Below are 14,948 nucleotides of genomic sequence, written 5' to 3' on the forward strand. Positions count from 1 at the left end.
TCGCGCTACAGGTTGAAGGTGACGCCGGTCATTTTCTCGGACTCTTCCCACAGCCGGCGCCACAGCGTTTGATCCCGCGACAGCCTGCTCGACGGCGACGGCCGCACGGGACCGCGGGTCTGCATCAACCGCGTTGGACCCCAGTAGATCTGCGGACCGGCGTCCGGCATCGTCGCCGCGAACAGTGTCGAATGCGCGGCCTGCGCGGGGGGATGACCGACCAGCCGCGCTCCCTGCTTGGCGACCAGGTCCAGCACTGTCTCGGTCTTGGTGAACAAATCGGTGCCCGATACCCCGGGATGCACCGCGTACGACTTCTTCGGCGATCCGGCCTCGGTCAGTCGGCGCTGCAGCTCGCGCGCGAACATCAGATTCGCCAACTTCGATTGTGCGTAGGCCAGATTCCTCTGATAGCGCCGGTTTTCGTAGTTGAGGTCATCGATCCACAGCTTCGGCGTCTGCCGGTGGGCGATGCTGGACAGCGTTACCACCCGGTCGCCGATCTTGTCCCGGAGTAGACCGGTCAGTGCGAAATGACCGAGATGGTTGACCCCGAACTGCGTCTCGAAGCCGTCCCGGGTCCGGCTGAACGGGATGTTCATCAGGCCTGCGTTGTTGATCAGGACGTCGAATTCGGCTTGCTGGGAGGCGAATTCGTGCACCGAGTTCAGGTCGGCCAAGTCCAGCGCGGCGACGCGCACGTTGCCGTCGATCGTGTCGACGATGGCCTTCGCTTTGTCGGTGTTGCGGCAGGCCATCACCACGGTGGCGCCCTTCGTCGCGAGCACGCGAGTGATAATTTCCCCGAGCCCGCCGTTGGCGCCGGTCACCACAAAGGTGCGCCCGCTTTGGTCGGGGATCTGATCTGGTTGCCATGCCATGGCAGTCAGCGCATTCTCTTCGTTGCGACGACGGTCTGCGACAGGCCAGCGATGTGCTGTTCGATGCCGGTGAATCCGATATCACCGAGAAATCCGGTGATCTCCTCGCGGCCGAACCATCGAACACCGCTGACGGCATTCAGCACGGCTGCGCGGACCGCGCTTTCGCGGCGACCCGGCACCAGGCTGGTCAGGAGCACCACGCGCCCATCGGGTTTGAGCACGCGGGCAAGTTCCCGGATCGCCTGGAACGGGTCGTTGATCAGATAGAGTGCGGCAAGACAGCTGACCGCGTCGGCTACGCCGTCACCGAATGGCAGGTGCTCGGCGTCACCGCGCACGTACGCGGCGCACGAACCGGAGTTGTCGACGACGGCACGCCGCAGCATCGCATGCGATGCGTCCAGTCCCACGGCAAGACCCTCCGGGGCTACTTGCTCGCCGAACCACCCCGTGAAGTTGCCGGGACCGCAACCGATGTCGAGAACGATAGAGCCTGACTTGAGTCCCAGCCAGCTCGACATCCGCCGCCGATCTTCCTCACGGCCGGGTGCCTTCGGGCCGCCTGCCAACTTGAGACCGATCGGCCGCCCGATCTGGTACCCGGCGGAATAGACCCTCGTGCGCATGAGGCGCTGCGGGATGCTGCGTACCGGCGGGTCGCTATCGCCGAGTAGGTCGTAATAGCCGTCGCGCGCGGACCGGATCCGCGTTAACTGCGTCGGTTCCAACAACTCCAGCGCGCGGGCCGTGGCCCCGTGTTGTGCGGTGAACGTCATCGCTTCTTGGCTTTCTGTGCCACCGCGATGATGTAGTCCGACTGCAGTGTGGCCACCCGAAAACCCAGCGGGGTAAAGGAATACCGGATCACCGGATTCACATGCCGCATGTCGGGATCGGCAAGGCGCTTGCGCAGGAATCTCGCTAGCGGTAGGTAGACGTCGTCGGTGATCGACCGCGTTACCGCCTCGGCAAACCCGACGTCGAGCAGCAGGTCGCGGTATCCGGCGAGGTCTACCGCGGCCCGCAGTGCGCGTCGCGACGCCTTTCGCCAGCCGCGCCGGGCGACCTCGCTGCGGGCCCATGCATTGAGAACGGTGCGTTTCGGGACGATGTCGGCGGTGACCAGTCGACCGCCGGGCTTGAGCACCCGCAAGGCTTCGGTGAAGAAGGCAACCCGCGACGGGAAATGAAAGGCGGATTCGAGCGCCACGACCTTGGTGCACGACTTGTCGTCCATCGGCAGATCGGTGGCCGACGCGTTGACGTAGTCGATCCGGTGGGACAAACCGGCTTCGGCCACTCGGCTGGTGGCGATGCTGATCTGTTCGGTGGCCAGATTTACCCCCGTGATGTGCTTGGGTCCAAACTCGTTGACCCACAAGATGTCCTGGTCGCCATAGCCTGGCCCACAGTCGACAACGACGTCCGACGACTTGAACTCGGCGCTTTGCGCGACGAGCCGCGCCAGGTCTCGGCTTGCCTCGTCCAATGTTGTGGGCTTGCTTCGCCAGTACCCGAAGTTGATGAACAGCGATTCCTCGCCAAACAGGTTCTGGGTGCCGACGATGTCGTAGATCTGGCCGGTCTTGGGACCCTCCGAGCGCGACAGCGCCACGCCCGCCATCTGCTTCCACTCGCCGGCCCAGCGACGTAACCGATCGCTGGTTGATTCGTCCTGGATGTGACGCGGAACTGTGACCACGACGGTTCTCCTATCCCCGGCTAGTATGCGTCATCGAGCAAGCGCAACCGATTTGGCGCTCGAGCGCCCGAGGGCCGGGGCCAGCCTGTTGAGGTAGTAGGCGAGGCGTGCTTCCGGTGTCACCGGGACCACCCGCTTGCTCGTCTTGACTGCCTTGACGATTCGTTTGGCGACCTTGTCGGCGCTGTAATGGCGCAGCCGGTAGGCGCGGTCGACCATCGCTACTTTTCTTGCGGCTTCCTCGTCGGATAGACCGGTCACGATCGAGTTGCGAATAATGTTGGTGTGCACCACACCTGGGCAGATGGTGCTGACACCGACACCCGACGACGCAAGCTCGGCACGTAGGCAGTCGGAAAACATGAACACCCCCGACTTGCTAGTCGCATAGGCGCTAAGTCCTTGTTGCGGCGAGTAAGCAGCCATGCTGGACACGTTGACGATGTGTCCGCCCAACCCGCGCCGTGCCATGCTTGGGGCAAACGCGCGGCATCCATTGACGACTCCGTACAGATTGACGTCAAGCACCCGGCGAAACTCTGCAGACGGCGTCGCCAAGAACCGGCCGGCTTGACCGATGCCGGCGTTGTTGACCAGTACATCCGGCACACCGTGCGCGGCAAGGACCTCGCCGGCATGCGCCGTGACGGCGTCCTCGTCGGAGACATCGAGACGATAGGCGTGCGCGGTGCCGCCCTTCTCGGCGATCAGTGCGGCTGTCTCTTTCGCCGACGACAGATTGATATCGGAGAGCACGACCTCGGCGCCTTCCCGCGCAAACGCCAGCGCGGTCGCTCGTCCGATTCCGCTGCCGGCGCCGGTGATCACCACCAGCTGATCCTCGAATGGCAACCGCTGCTTCCCCATCTCGGCGCGACGCAAGCCCCGTGCCGGCGGCAGGCCCGACGTCGCATCGATCAATTCGGTCGTCGCGGTGGCGAGCAACTCCGGATGGGAGAAGGCCAGCCAGTGCCCACCCCTGACCACGCGCTGCCATACCGTCGGCGCCCAATTCGGTTCATCGGCAAAGCTTCCGCGGCGAACCGCCGGATCGCGAGTTCCGACGATCACTTGAACCGGGACCTGGGTGAAGCGCTCCCGAAGCTTCCACTGGGAGAATAAATTGGCGCGGTAGATCCGCAGCTCGTTGCCGATGTCCTTGTCGAATGTCGGCCCGAGGTGAATCTGGTCCGTACTGACGCCTTCGGCCCGATGCAGCCAGGTGCGCCACCGATCCCTCGACGCCATCAGGCGGAGCGTTGCCTTGGGAAGCCATGGCAGCATTAGGAAAAGCATGTAGCTGAGCGAGCCCGCCTGTGCCAGCACCAATCCCAAATTCTTCGGCGTCGGCCGCTTCAACCGGTTGCGCGCCCACATCAACAGATGCGCCACGTTGGGACCTGCTACCGAGGTGAAGGAAGCGATCCGGTGTTGCGCGGAACTGTCGCATACCAATTCCCACATCGCGACGCTGCCCCAGTCGTGGGCGAGCACATGGACGGGTTTTTCGGGACTGACTGCGTCGATCACCGCGAGGTAGTCACTGGCCAAGGCAGCCAACGTGAATTCGCGGTAGCTCTTCGGATTGGTCGAGTTGCCGTGACCGCGGTTGTCAACCGTCACCACATGGAAACGGTCAGTCAGCAGCGGTGTCACGCCGTCCCACATGTGGTGCGAATCCGGCCACCCGTGTAGCAGCAACACGGTCTCACCGGCGCGATTGCCCTGCTCGTAGACGGCGATCTGAACGGCACCGTTGCGGACCATGCGGGGGCTCGGGGCTTGCGGTGCGACCTCCGCCGAGTAGCCGGCCGTCGTCAATGTTGAGTCCATCCCGATGCTCCGTCCGGCAGTCGCGACAATTACCCGTGTGACACGTCAGTCCGCATTACTACCGGTATCGTGTACTGCCTGTAATAGGAATGTCAAGTGTCGCCGACGACGATCGACGCCGCGCTCACCAGCGCCGCGGTCCGCTCGATCAACGACTCGCGATCGAGGTGCGACCTAGAAGCGCCGCGGCAGTTTCCCGGTTTCGCGCAGCCAGCCTTTGCGGGCGGTGTAGTGCCATTTCAGCGACGCCGGAACATACGGCCACGCCGCGCGGATCGAGGCACGCACCGCGGTGTAGGCGCGTTGATCGTATGCCGTCCAGGAGATTTGGAATCGGTCCCGCACGCTGGCCGGCAGCCCGCCGAAGATCACCAGCCGCATCGGTGGCGCCAGCAGCGCACGTACCGGCCAAGCGGGAAGCACTCTGTTGGCGATGGGCTTGAGCGCGGGCGGCGCGGGGAAAAACGGCGACGAGCTCATGTCCGGGATGGCGGTGCGGTTGATGAACTCGATGAGGTAATCAGACGCGGGATTCGGTTCCAGGACTTCGTCGCAGTAGTGGGCCCATTGGGTGTCGAACTCGGCGCGATCGCGCGGTAACACGGATTCGGTCATCCCGTACTGGCGATACCACTCGCACCCTTCCCGGTAAAGCTGGTCGCGCTGGGTGTCGGTGAGGCGGTGGGTGTCCCAGTACTCGGCGACGCGCTCCACCATCCGCTGGAAGGTGGCATGCGCCCACCAGTAGGTCTCGGGATTGAGCGCGTGGTAGCGCGTGCCGTCCGGTTGGACGCCTTTGATGTCGCGGTGGTAGTCGCGAACTTGCCGGCCCGTGGACTCCGCCTGCGGGCCGTTGTAGACGGTGCCGAGAATCCCTGGCAGCGAACGGAATACGCGATCGACGGGATCATCGAAGAAATTGGAGTGCTCGATCAGCGCATACCCGATCGCGGGGTGCATGGTCTGCAATAGGCCGGCGGTGCCACCTTCGAAGGCGATCCGCATGTCACCGGCCCACCGCCAGATCAGCGAGTCGGGCCCCAGCTGCACACGCCCGTCGAGGCAGGAATCCCCTTGGCTGTCCATGATTTACCCACAGCCGAACCTACTGTTGACAACGTACGCTGTCAATGCGAACAGACGCGCTACCCTGCTAGCCCTCGAGCTTGTAGCCCAGGCCCCGCACGGTCACCAGGTGCACGGGGTTGGCCGGGTCGGCTTCGATCTTGGAGCGCAACCGCTTGACGTGCACGTCGAGCGTCTTAGTGTCGCCGACGTAGTCGGCGCCCCACACCCGATCGATCAACTGTCCGCGGGTCAGCACCCGGCCGCTGTTGCGCATCAGGTACTCGAGGAGGTCGAATTCCTTGAGCGGCAACGTGATCTGCTCACCGTTGACCGACACCACGTGGCGTTCGACGTCCATGCGCACCGGTCCGGATTCCAGCACTCCGTCGGCGACCTCGGAGTCGTCGTCGCCACCGCGGCGCAGCACCGCCCGGATCCGGGCGATCAGCTCCCTCGCGGAATACGGCTTGGTCACGTAGTCGTCGGCGCCCAACTCCAGGCCGACCACCTTGTCGATTTCGCTGTCGCGGGCCGTCACCATGATCACCGGGACGCTCGAGCGCGCGCGCAACTGCTTGCACACATCGGTGCCGGACATGCCCGGCAGCATCAGGTCCAGCAGCACGATATCCGCACCGGCACGGTCGAATTCGGCCAGCGCCGACGGCCCGTCGGTCACCACGGTGGCCTCGAAGCCTTCCTTGCGCAACAGAAACGCCAGCGGATCGGCCAGCGACTCTTCGTCTTCCACGATCAGCACACTGGTCATCGACGTAGCTCTTCCTCTCTTACGGGTGCAAGTGCTTTCTTGGGCCGGATTTGGGGTTCCGGCGGTTTATCGGGTTCGTCCTGATACGCCGGGATGGACAGTGTGAACGTCGACCCGGTACCCGGCTGGCTCCACAATCCGATGCTGCCGTTGTGATTTGCCGCGACGTGCTTGACGATCGCCAGCCCGAGTCCGGTGCCGCCGGTGGCCCGCGAGCGTGCCTTGTCGCCGCGGTAGAAGCGCTCGAAGACCCGCTCCTGGTCCTTGCGCGGAATACCGATACCCCGGTCAGTGACGGCGATTTCGACGTTGTTGGCGCGGCGGCGCCGGCTGATCGACACCAGCGATCCGCGCGGCGAGTAGGCGATCGCATTCGACACCAGGTTGGCCAGCGCGGTGATCAGCAAGGCCTGGTCACCGAGGACTCGTAGACCGCTCGGTTCGTCGGTGCGGACCCCGATGTCGGCGTTGTCGGCGGCCACCTTGTGCCGTGAAATCGCTTCGGACACAACGGTATCCACGTCGACTGCACCCAGATCGGGCAACCGTTCCGCGCCTTGCAGTCGGGACAGTTCGATCAGTTCACCGATCATGTCGCCGAGCCGGTTGGCCTCGACGAGCACCTTCTCGCCGAATCGGCGGACCGTCTCGGGGTCGTCGGCGGAGGCCAGCAGCGCCTCGGCCAGCACGGCCATCGCACCGACGGGGGTCTTGAGTTCGTGGCTGACATTGGCGACGAAGTCGCGGCGGGTCGCCTCCATGCGGGCGTACTCGGACTGGTCGTAGACGAACACCACCGCAAAGCGGCGGTCCTCCTCGCTCAGCAGCCTCGCCTGCCCGTGCACCGACAAGTCGGATCGGTCCGGCGCGGTGCGCTTCCCCGGCAGCAGGTCGAACTCGACGTCCTCGCCGCTGGCCAGCGTCCGCCGCGCCGCGTCCCAGGCCTCGTCGTCGAGCAGGCGATCCCGCACCAGGCCCAGTTCCCTGGCGCGGTCGTTGAGGTAGACGACGTCGCGGTGGGAATCCACGACGGCGGTGCCCAGCGGGGTCAGCGCGACGATGCGCTGCAGCATCTGCGCGACGGTGATGCCGGCCCATTCGGCCGCCACCCGCTGCCGTCGTTCGACGACTCGCGGCGCCAGTCGGGTGCCGATGGCGATTCCGGTGGCCAGCGCCAACAGAATCGAAACCCCGGCCAGCGACAGCGCCGAGAACACAGTCACATAAAAATCCTACAAATCCACATGAACTTCGCCCCAGCAGCGAGAGGCCAAAATCGGACATGTCACATGCTGCGGCGGAGGTATTCGGCCGTTGTTCATGTTCTGTTTGCCAAACGAGCCCTCAGTCTGCCCCTGAGTGGCCAGTTAGTGCACGCTTTTCCCCACGATCGCGTGTCATAACTGGCCACTCGGTGGGCCTACTTGGCACCCTGGCTGGCGACCGCGGCCGCGCCGGCGGCGGCGGCCTCCGGATCCAGATAGCTGCCGCCGATGACCGTGGGCCGCAGATCGGCGTCCAGGTCGTAGCGCAGCGGGATCCCGGTCGGGATGTTCAGCCCGACGACCTCTTCGTCGGACATGCCATCGAGGTACTTGACCAGCGCGCGCAGCGAGTTGCCGTGCGCCGCGATCAGCACGGTCTTGCCGGAGCGCAGGTCCGGCACGATGACGTCGGTGAAATACGGCAGGAACCGCGCCACCACGTCGGCCAGGCATTCGGTCAGCGGCCCGCCGCCGATGTTGGCGTAGCGCGGGTCGGTGTCTTGGCTGAACTTGCTGCCCCGCTCGATCGGCGGCGGCGGCGTGTCATAGCTGCGCCGCCACGCCATGAACTGCTCGTCGCCGTAGCGGGCCTTGGTCTCGGCCTTGTCCAGGCCCTGCAGTGCGCCGTAGTGGCGTTCGTTGAGCCGCCAGCTGCGCCGCACCGGAATCCAGTGCCGGTCGGCGACGTCCAGCGCCAGATTCGCGGTGGTGATGGCCCGGCGCAGCAGCGAGGTGTAGACCACGTCGGGCAGCAGGTCATGCTCGACCATCAACTCGCCGCTGCGAACCGCCTCGGCGCGGCCCTTGTCGGTCAGGTCGACGTCCACCCAGCCGGTGAACAGATTCAGCGCGTTCCATTCGCTCTCGCCGTGGCGGAGCAACACCAGAGTCGCCATGCCGGCAAGTCTCTCAGGTGTTGTTGCCCGGCTCCTCCTCGGGCGGTTCCCGCCCGCATCGTCAACCGGGCGCGTCCTCGTCGTCGATGAGATGAGCGAACGCCTCAAGGTTCTTCAGCGACTCGCCGCGCGACACCCGCCACTCCCACTCTTTTTGGATCGATGAGCGAAAACCCAACTCCAGCAACGTATTGAAGTCCGAGTCCACCGCTTCGAGCACCTGGCCCAGCACCCGGTCGATCTCGGCGGCGCTCACCGATGCCAGCGACATCCGGCCCACCAAGTAGATGTCGCCGACGTTGTCGAGCGTGTACGCGACGCCGTACAGGCGGCGGTTGCGTCGCAGCAGAAACCGGTAGACGCCTTCGTGGTTCTCGTCGGGCTTGCGGCAGACGAATGCCTCGACGCGCACTGAATGCTCGCCGATGCTCAGGATGGTGTTGGTCTTGAGTTTGCGTTCGCCGGGCAATTCCACGACCACCCCGGGCGAGCCGCCGTGGGCGCCCTCGTGCCGCGAGTAGGTCAGCTGGCTGGCCTTGAGAGCGTCCTCGATGACCTGCTGTGTGTCGGTCATGCGCGCATCAACTCGCGGACCGGACCACGGGCAGCGAACTCGCCGATCGCGCGGCGGTAGCTGGCCAGCAGCGCGTCGACGGTGTTGTCCCAGGAGAACGTCGCGGCATGCTCGACCGCGGCGCGGCTCATGGCGCCGTCCAGCCGCAGCAGCTCGTCGATGGCATCGGCCCACCGCCCGACGTCGTGCCCGGACACCAGGGTGCCGCTGACCCCGTCGCGCACCGCCACCGGCAGGCCTCCGACGGCAGCGGCCACCACCGGCGTCCCGCAGGCTTGCGCCTCCACCGCGACCAGGCCGAATGACTCCGAGTAGCTGGGCACCCCGACCAGATCGGCGGCCTGGAACAGCCTGGCCAGCTCGGAGCGGGACTGCGGCGGCAGGAACGTCACCCGGTCGCTGATACCCAGTTCGCTGGCCAGGCGAACCAGCCCGTCCGGGGCGGCCAGACCGCTGCCCGACGGTCCGCCGGCCACCACGATGTGCACCCGCGGCAGTTTCGCGGCGGCGCGCAGCAGAATGTCGGGCGCCTTGAGCGGCTGGATCCGGCCGACGAAAGCCACCACCGGCTGATCCAAAGGCAGCCCCAATGCGGCACGGGCCGCGCGGCGGTCCCCCGGCCGGAACACGTCCAGGTCCACCCCGGGATGCGCCACGTCGATCCGCGCCGGATCGGCATTGTGCAGCGAAACCAGTTGTGCCGCTTCCTCTTCCGTGTTGACGATCAGCCGGTCCGCCTCGTCGACCACCTGCTGCTCGCCGACCGTGCGCAGCGGCGGCTCGGGAGCATCCCCGTCGGCCAGCGCCGCGTTCTTCACCGCGGCCAGAGTGTGCGCGGTGTGCACCAGCGGCACCGCCCAGCGGTCCCGGGCCAGCCAGCCGACCTGCCCGGACAGCCAGTAGTGCGAGTGCACGATGTCGTAGTAGCCCGGCTCGTGGGCGGCCTCGGCCCGCAGCACCCCGGCGGCGAACGCGCACAGCTGGGTGGGCAGGTCGTATTTGTCCAGGCCCTCGAACGGCCCCGCCACCACGTTGCGCACCAGCACACCGGGCGCCACCGCCACGACGGGCGGATCGGTGGACGCGGTGGCCCGGGTGAAGATCTCCACCTTCACGCCGCGGCGCGCCATATGCAGCGCGCTTTGCAGCACGTAGACGTTCATTCCGCCGGCGTCCCCGGTGCCCGGCTGGGCCAGCGGCGAGGTGTGCACCGACAACACCGCCACCCGGCGGGGATCGGTTAGCTCGGAGACGTCCAGCCGGGGCAGCGCGTTATGTGGCACACCGCCATCTTTGCAGCCCCGTCAGACGGGCCACGTCAGGCGGACGATTCGTCCGCGGCGACCCGCAACACCGGCGGCTGTGCGCGCCGCATGCCGCCCAGCGGGTCGGCGTACAGCCCGCCCAACGACACGATGCCGGCCCCGGCCTCCTGCACCCGGTTGCCGAACGCGGTGACCCGGATGTCGCGCGGCGGCAGCACCGACCGCGCGGCGAATGCCGCCTCGACGTAGGCCATGCCCTCCGGGTACTCGGTGAACGCCTGCCCGCCGACCACCAGGTCGTCGGGGTTGAGCAAATCGCGCAGCAAGGCGACCGCTTCGCCCAACACCCGGGCCCGCTCGGCCAGCAGGTCCTTGGCCTGCTGGTTACCGGCCCGCGCCGCCTTGAGCAGCTCGGTGATGCCCGAGCCGTTACGTCCCGGCGTCCGCACGTTCGGCAGCAGACCGAGACGCCGGGCGGCGGCCAGCACGGCCTCGTCGCTGACCGTGGACTCCAGCTGCCCGGAGCCGCCGAGCAGCTCCGAGCTGGCGGGCAGGTTCGCGATGGTGCCCGGCCCGCTGGCCGGGCTGTGCACCCGCCCGCCGATCACCAGCGCATAGCCGACGGTTTCGCGGGCGTAGACGTACAGGCTGGTCGACGAGTTCGGCGTGAACCGGCGCATGCCCAGCAGCAGCTCGGCCCCGGCCATCGCGTCGACGTGCGATGCGACCGACACCGGCAGGCCCAGCGCCTCGGCCAACACCGGGCCCACCGGCGCGTCGCGCCAGCCCAGCCGCGGATGGTCGACGTGCCCGGTGGCGCCGTCGACCGCCCCGCCGATCGCCACCCCGACCCACAGCGGCCGCCGCCGGTGCCAGCGCCGCAGGTAGCGGCGGGCGCCGTCGGCCAGCGATGCCAGCGCCGACGCGTGCCCGCTCAGCGGTGTCGCGGTCTCGACGGCGTCCAGGGTGCGGCCGAACAGGTCGGTGGCCACGATGCTGGTGGTTCGCGCCCCGATGTGGATGCCCAGCGTCAGGAACGGTTCGTGGTTGACCTCGACAGGCACCCGCGGGCGCCCGATGGCGCCGGCGACCGCGAGGTCGGCGCGTTCGCGCAGCAGGCCGGCGTCCAGCAGCGCGATGACTTGCCGGTTGACCGTCGCGATGCTCAGCGAGGTGACTTGGGCGATGACGTCGCGGCCGATCGGGCCGCGCAGCCGCACCGCCCGGAACACCGACGCCGCGGCGGCGTCGGAGAGCTGCAGCGACGGCGCCACGACGTGGCGGGCCCGCAGCGGGGTCTTGCGGTTGTGCGAGTGGCTGGTGACGGTACTGAGAGTGGTGGTGCGCACGGGCGTGTGTCCTTATCCGAGTTCCGATGGCGGGTCCTGGCCGCACGCCGGCTTCGGGTATTCGGAAGGCCGGTCAGGCGCGGCAAAGTGCGCGGCGACAACACGCGCAGTCCGCGAACAGACACGCGGACGTCAGACCGAACACAGCGCTGGAGTACACACCAGGAATTTAGCACGGTTATTAAAGTGGTCCCGATGACGACATCGAAGCGCGTCGCGGTGGTCACCGGCGCCAGCGCCGGGATCGGCGAGGCGACCGCGAGAACCCTTGCGGTGCAAGGCTTTCACGTGGTAGCGGTGGCGCGGCGGGCGGACCGGATCACGGCGCTGGCCGACGAGATCGGCGGCTCCGCGGTAGTGGCCGACGTCACCGACGGCGCCGCGGTGGACGCGCTGGCCGCCGGGCTGGACCGGGTCGACGTGCTGGTCAACAACGCCGGCGGCGCCAAGGGCCTGGAACCGGTGGCCGACGCCGACCTGGAGCATTGGCGCTGGATGTGGGAGACCAACGTGCTGGGCACGCTGCGGATGACCCGCGCGCTGCTGCCCAAGCTGATCGCATCCGGCGACGGGCTGATCGTCACCGTCACCTCGGTCGCGGCGTTCGAGATTTACGACGGGGGCGCCGGCTACACCTCGGCCAAGCACGCGCAGGGCGCGCTGCACCGCACGCTGCGCGGCGAGCTGCTGGGAAAACCGGTGCGGCTCACCGAGATTGCACCCGGCGCCGTCGAAACGGAGTTCTCGCTGGTGCGCTTCGGCGGCGACCAGCAGCGCGCCGACGCCGTCTACGAAGGGATGACGCCGCTGGTGGCCGCCGACATCGCCGAGGTGATCGGGTTCGTGGCGTCCCGGCCGTCGCACGTCAACATCGACCAGATCGTGATCCGGCCGCGCGACCAGGCGACCGCTAGCCGCCGGGTCGGACGCTCGTAGTCGGGGTGCCCGAAAGCGTCGGCGCATCCTTGGGTGTGGCCGGGGCACTGCGCGGCAGCGACGCCGGCGACGGCTTGGAGCCGCTGGGCGGTGGCAGCGCCGACATCCCCACCCAGGTGTCCCAGTCCACCGCCCAGTCCCAGATGTCGCCGTCGGCGTAGGACAGCTCGATGCGGCTGCCGGTCACCTCGACCGGGTCACCGTAGATGGCGCTGTTGAAGTACTGCTCGGCGTCGGCCGTCGACAGGTTGATGCAGCCGTTGGTGACGTTCGAGTTGCCCTGTGCCCCAGCACTTGCCGGGTTGGCGTGGATGAATTCGCCGTTGTTGGAAATCCGGACGGCCCAGCGCTCGTGGATGTTGCTGTATCCCGCGGCCGGGTTGGACATGTAGAAGTCCGAGTATTTTTCGCTGACCACGTGGATGCCGTTGCGGGTGACGTTGCGCGCCTTGTCGCCCTCGCCGTAGCTGCAGGGGAAGTCCATGATGACGCCTTCGTCGCGGACCACCTGGATGCGGTGCGACGAGATTTCGGCCTTGACCACCTGGCGCCGCCCGATCTCGAAGCTCAACGACATGTCCTGCTTGCCGTAGGCGCCGTCGCCGAACGCCAGCCCGTACAGCTTGGCTTCGACGTTGACCTTGGTGCCGGCCGGGTAGTACTCGCGGGTGCGGTAGTGCACCCGGGCTCCCTCGGCCTCGTCGGGCAGCCACGCCCAGCTGCCCTCGACGGGCGGGTCGGTGGTGACTTTCAGCGCCTTCTCGACGGCGGCCTTGTCGGAAATCGGTGCGTCGAACTGGATGATGATCGGCGCGGCCACCCCGACCGTCTGCCCGTCGGCGAGCTGGAATCCGCCGTCGATCTGCTTGGTGGGCGTGACGGTGGTGAGCTTGCCGCCCACCGGCACGGCCTTGCCGTCGTGGCCCACCACGGAGCCGCTCCAGGTGTAGGTGGCGTCGTAGCCGAGCGGCTCGGTGATCGTGTAGAGGGTGCGGTCGCGGTTGAGCGCCCCGGCCACCACCTTGCCGGCCGAATTGGTCAGCGCCACCTTCTGAAACCAGCCGTCGCGCACCTCGACACTGACCGGGGCGGTCGGCACTACGTCCTCGGCCTTGTCAGCCGGATGGAACGTCAAACTCGGCGCCGACGGTGGTTTGGCCTTCTCGGCCTGCTTGCTCGATCCCCCGACACAAGCCGCCAGCACGTTCGGCGCGAACATCCCCACCACCAGCGTCGACAAGGCCCGGCGCCGGTTGATCGACGGCAGGTCGCGCGCGGTGTTCACGACAGATAAAGATACCGGCGAAAATGGACCTCCCCGCGCACGCGCGGCTACAACGCGCAGCCGACCAGCACCGGTTCGGGTACGAGTGTGATACCAAACACATCGCGGACGCCGTCGCGCACGGTGCGCGCCAGCGCCACCACGTCGGCTGCCGTGGCGGCACCGCGATTGGTCAAAGCAAGCGCATGCTTGGTCGACAACCGGCACGGCGCGCTGTCGCTACCCGGATAGCCTTTGCCGAAGCCGGCTTGCTCGACCAGCCAGCCGGCGGCCAGCTTGACACCGTCGGGCGCGGGATAATGCGGCACCGGCCGGTCGGCGGCGTCGGCCAGTCGTTGGTAAACCTCTTGCGGGACAACGGGATTGGTGAAAAACGAGCCGACGCTCCAGGTGTCGTGGTCGGCCGGGTCGAGGACCATGCCCTTGCGCGCCCGCAACACCAGCACGGCCTTGCGGACCTGCGCCGGGTCGGCGCGCTGGCCTGCCCGTGCATTCAGCGCGGCGATCAGTTCGCCGTAGCGCAGCGGTGCGCTGCGGCCCGACGCGTCCAGCGCGAACTCCACTTCCAGAACGACGGCGTCTTCCGAATGCTTGAGCACGCTGGTGCGGTAGCCGAATCCCAGTTCGCTCGGCGGCACCCAGCGCACGTCGCCGCTGCGCCGGTCCAACAGCCGCACCCTGGTGATGGTGTCTGCCACCTCGGCGCCGTACGCGCCGACGTTCTGCACCGGGGTGGCGCCCGCGGAGCCCGGGATGCCGGACATGCACTCCAACCCGCCCAAGCCCGCGGCGACGGCCGTGGCGACGACGTCGTCCCACACCGCACCGGCCTGCGCGCGCAGCATGTTGCCCTCCACGCTGATGTCGCTGTTGGCCAGCCGCACCACGGTCAGGTCGGTCAGCGTATCGGCGATCACCACGTTGGAGCCGCCGGCCAGCACCAGCAGCGGCCGGCAGTTCTCGGCGTCGAGCTGGCGCACCGTGGCGACCACCTGTTCGGTGCTGGTGCAGGTGATTACGCGTGGTGCGACGGGTCCGACGCGCAAGGTGGTCAGCGGCGCCAACGGCACGTTTTCGGCGACGCGCGCACCCGCGAACAACGTTCCGGCCACGGGCGGTAAC

General features: G+C 67.3%; 14 protein-coding genes. 1 reads left to right on the forward strand and 13 read right to left on the reverse strand.

The window, feature by feature from the left end:
* Positions 1-5 precede the first annotated feature (5 nt).
* From MFM001_RS08900 to MFM001_RS08950, 11 genes are all read right to left on the reverse strand, one after another.
* On the reverse strand, positions 6-881 hold the full coding sequence (locus MFM001_RS08900; RefSeq protein WP_116374897.1) for an oxidoreductase: 876 nt from the start codon (positions 879-881) through the stop codon (positions 6-8).
* Between the two features lie 5 nt (positions 882-886).
* Complete coding sequence (locus MFM001_RS08905; protein WP_116374898.1) at positions 887-1,660, reverse strand: class I SAM-dependent methyltransferase; 774 nt, start codon at positions 1,658-1,660, stop codon at positions 887-889.
* Entirely contained in the window at positions 1,657-2,586 is a 930-nt protein-coding gene (locus MFM001_RS08910) for a cyclopropane-fatty-acyl-phospholipid synthase family protein (protein WP_238159038.1), read from the reverse strand. The genes MFM001_RS08905 and MFM001_RS08910 overlap by 4 nt, the downstream gene beginning before the upstream one ends.
* Before the next feature lie 30 nt (positions 2,587-2,616).
* Entirely contained in the window at positions 2,617-4,353 is a 1,737-nt protein-coding gene (locus MFM001_RS08915) for an SDR family oxidoreductase (RefSeq protein ID WP_238159068.1), read from the reverse strand.
* Between the two features lie 240 nt (positions 4,354-4,593).
* On the reverse strand, positions 4,594-5,505 hold the full coding sequence (locus MFM001_RS08920; RefSeq protein WP_116374900.1) for an oxygenase MpaB family protein: 912 nt from the start codon (positions 5,503-5,505) through the stop codon (positions 4,594-4,596).
* 67 nt (positions 5,506-5,572) lie between these two features.
* Positions 5,573-6,256, reverse strand: coding sequence for a two-component sensory transduction protein RegX (regX, locus tag MFM001_RS08925; RefSeq protein WP_045385245.1), 684 nt, complete (start codon positions 6,254-6,256; stop codon positions 5,573-5,575).
* Positions 6,253-7,479, reverse strand: a complete 1,227-nt coding sequence (locus MFM001_RS08930; RefSeq protein WP_116374901.1) for a cell wall metabolism sensor histidine kinase WalK — start codon at positions 7,477-7,479, stop codon at positions 6,253-6,255. The genes regX and MFM001_RS08930 overlap by 4 nt, the downstream gene beginning before the upstream one ends.
* A 197-nt stretch (positions 7,480-7,676) precedes the next feature.
* Complete coding sequence (locus MFM001_RS08935; RefSeq protein WP_116374902.1) at positions 7,677-8,417, reverse strand: phosphoglyceromutase; 741 nt, start codon at positions 8,415-8,417, stop codon at positions 7,677-7,679.
* 61 nt (positions 8,418-8,478) lie between these two features.
* On the reverse strand, positions 8,479-8,991 hold the full coding sequence (locus MFM001_RS08940; RefSeq protein ID WP_116374903.1) for a YbjN domain-containing protein: 513 nt from the start codon (positions 8,989-8,991) through the stop codon (positions 8,479-8,481).
* Positions 8,988-10,274 (reverse strand): D-inositol-3-phosphate glycosyltransferase, encoded by a 1,287-nt coding sequence (mshA, locus tag MFM001_RS08945; protein ID WP_116374904.1) that lies wholly within the window; start codon positions 10,272-10,274, stop codon positions 8,988-8,990. Before mshA ends, MFM001_RS08940 begins: the two co-directional genes overlap by 4 nt.
* Before the next feature lie 35 nt (positions 10,275-10,309).
* Positions 10,310-11,605: an ROK family protein gene (locus MFM001_RS08950; RefSeq protein WP_116374905.1), complete on the reverse strand. Its 1,296-nt coding sequence runs from the start codon at positions 11,603-11,605 to the stop codon at positions 10,310-10,312.
* 195 nt (positions 11,606-11,800) lie between these two features.
* Here MFM001_RS08950 and MFM001_RS08955 point away from each other — a divergent pair, with 195 nt between their 5' ends.
* The gene (locus MFM001_RS08955) at positions 11,801-12,541 is read left to right on the forward strand and encodes an SDR family NAD(P)-dependent oxidoreductase (RefSeq protein WP_116374906.1); all 741 of its coding nucleotides are present in this window, start codon (positions 11,801-11,803) and stop codon (positions 12,539-12,541) included.
* On the opposite strand, the gene MFM001_RS08960 is transcribed toward MFM001_RS08955, so the two are convergent.
* Together MFM001_RS08960 and MFM001_RS08965 are read right to left on the reverse strand one after the other, a co-directional pair.
* On the reverse strand, positions 12,516-13,886 hold the full coding sequence (locus tag MFM001_RS08960; protein WP_371685519.1) for an Ig-like domain-containing protein: 1,371 nt from the start codon (positions 13,884-13,886) through the stop codon (positions 12,516-12,518). The two genes, MFM001_RS08955 and MFM001_RS08960, sit on opposite strands and share 26 nt — an antisense overlap.
* Positions 13,874-14,938: a UDP-N-acetylmuramate dehydrogenase gene (locus MFM001_RS08965; RefSeq protein ID WP_116374907.1), complete on the reverse strand. Its 1,065-nt coding sequence runs from the start codon at positions 14,936-14,938 to the stop codon at positions 13,874-13,876. Before MFM001_RS08965 ends, MFM001_RS08960 begins: the two co-directional genes overlap by 13 nt.
* Between the last annotated feature and the right edge of the window lie 10 nt (positions 14,939-14,948).

The sequence above is a fragment of the Mycobacterium sp. MFM001 genome (assembly GCF_003402475.1).
In the GTDB taxonomy this organism is placed as follows: Bacteria; Actinomycetota; Actinomycetes; order Mycobacteriales; family Mycobacteriaceae; genus Mycobacterium.

Excerpts from the sequence above, each read along its gene's own strand:
- MFM001_RS08940 (WP_116374903.1), bottom strand. The coding sequence starts at position 8,991 with ATGACCGACACACAGCAGGTCATCGAGGACGCTCTCAAGGCCAGCCAG.
- MFM001_RS08955 (WP_116374906.1), top strand. The coding sequence starts at position 11,801 with ATGACGACATCGAAGCGCGTCGCGGTGGTCACCGGCGCCAGCGCCGGG.
- MFM001_RS08915 (WP_238159068.1), bottom strand. The coding sequence starts at position 4,353 with ATGGTCCGCAACGGTGCCGTTCAGATCGCCGTCTACGAGCAGGGCAAT.
- MFM001_RS08935 (WP_116374902.1), bottom strand. The coding sequence starts at position 8,417 with ATGGCGACTCTGGTGTTGCTCCGCCACGGCGAGAGCGAATGGAACGCG.
- MFM001_RS08905 (WP_116374898.1), bottom strand. The coding sequence starts at position 1,660 with ATGACGTTCACCGCACAACACGGGGCCACGGCCCGCGCGCTGGAGTTG.
- MFM001_RS08900 (WP_116374897.1), bottom strand. The coding sequence starts at position 881 with ATGGCATGGCAACCAGATCAGATCCCCGACCAAAGCGGGCGCACCTTT.
- MFM001_RS08920 (WP_116374900.1), bottom strand. The coding sequence starts at position 5,505 with ATGGACAGCCAAGGGGATTCCTGCCTCGACGGGCGTGTGCAGCTGGGG.
- regX (WP_045385245.1), bottom strand. The coding sequence starts at position 6,256 with ATGACCAGTGTGCTGATCGTGGAAGACGAAGAGTCGCTGGCCGATCCG.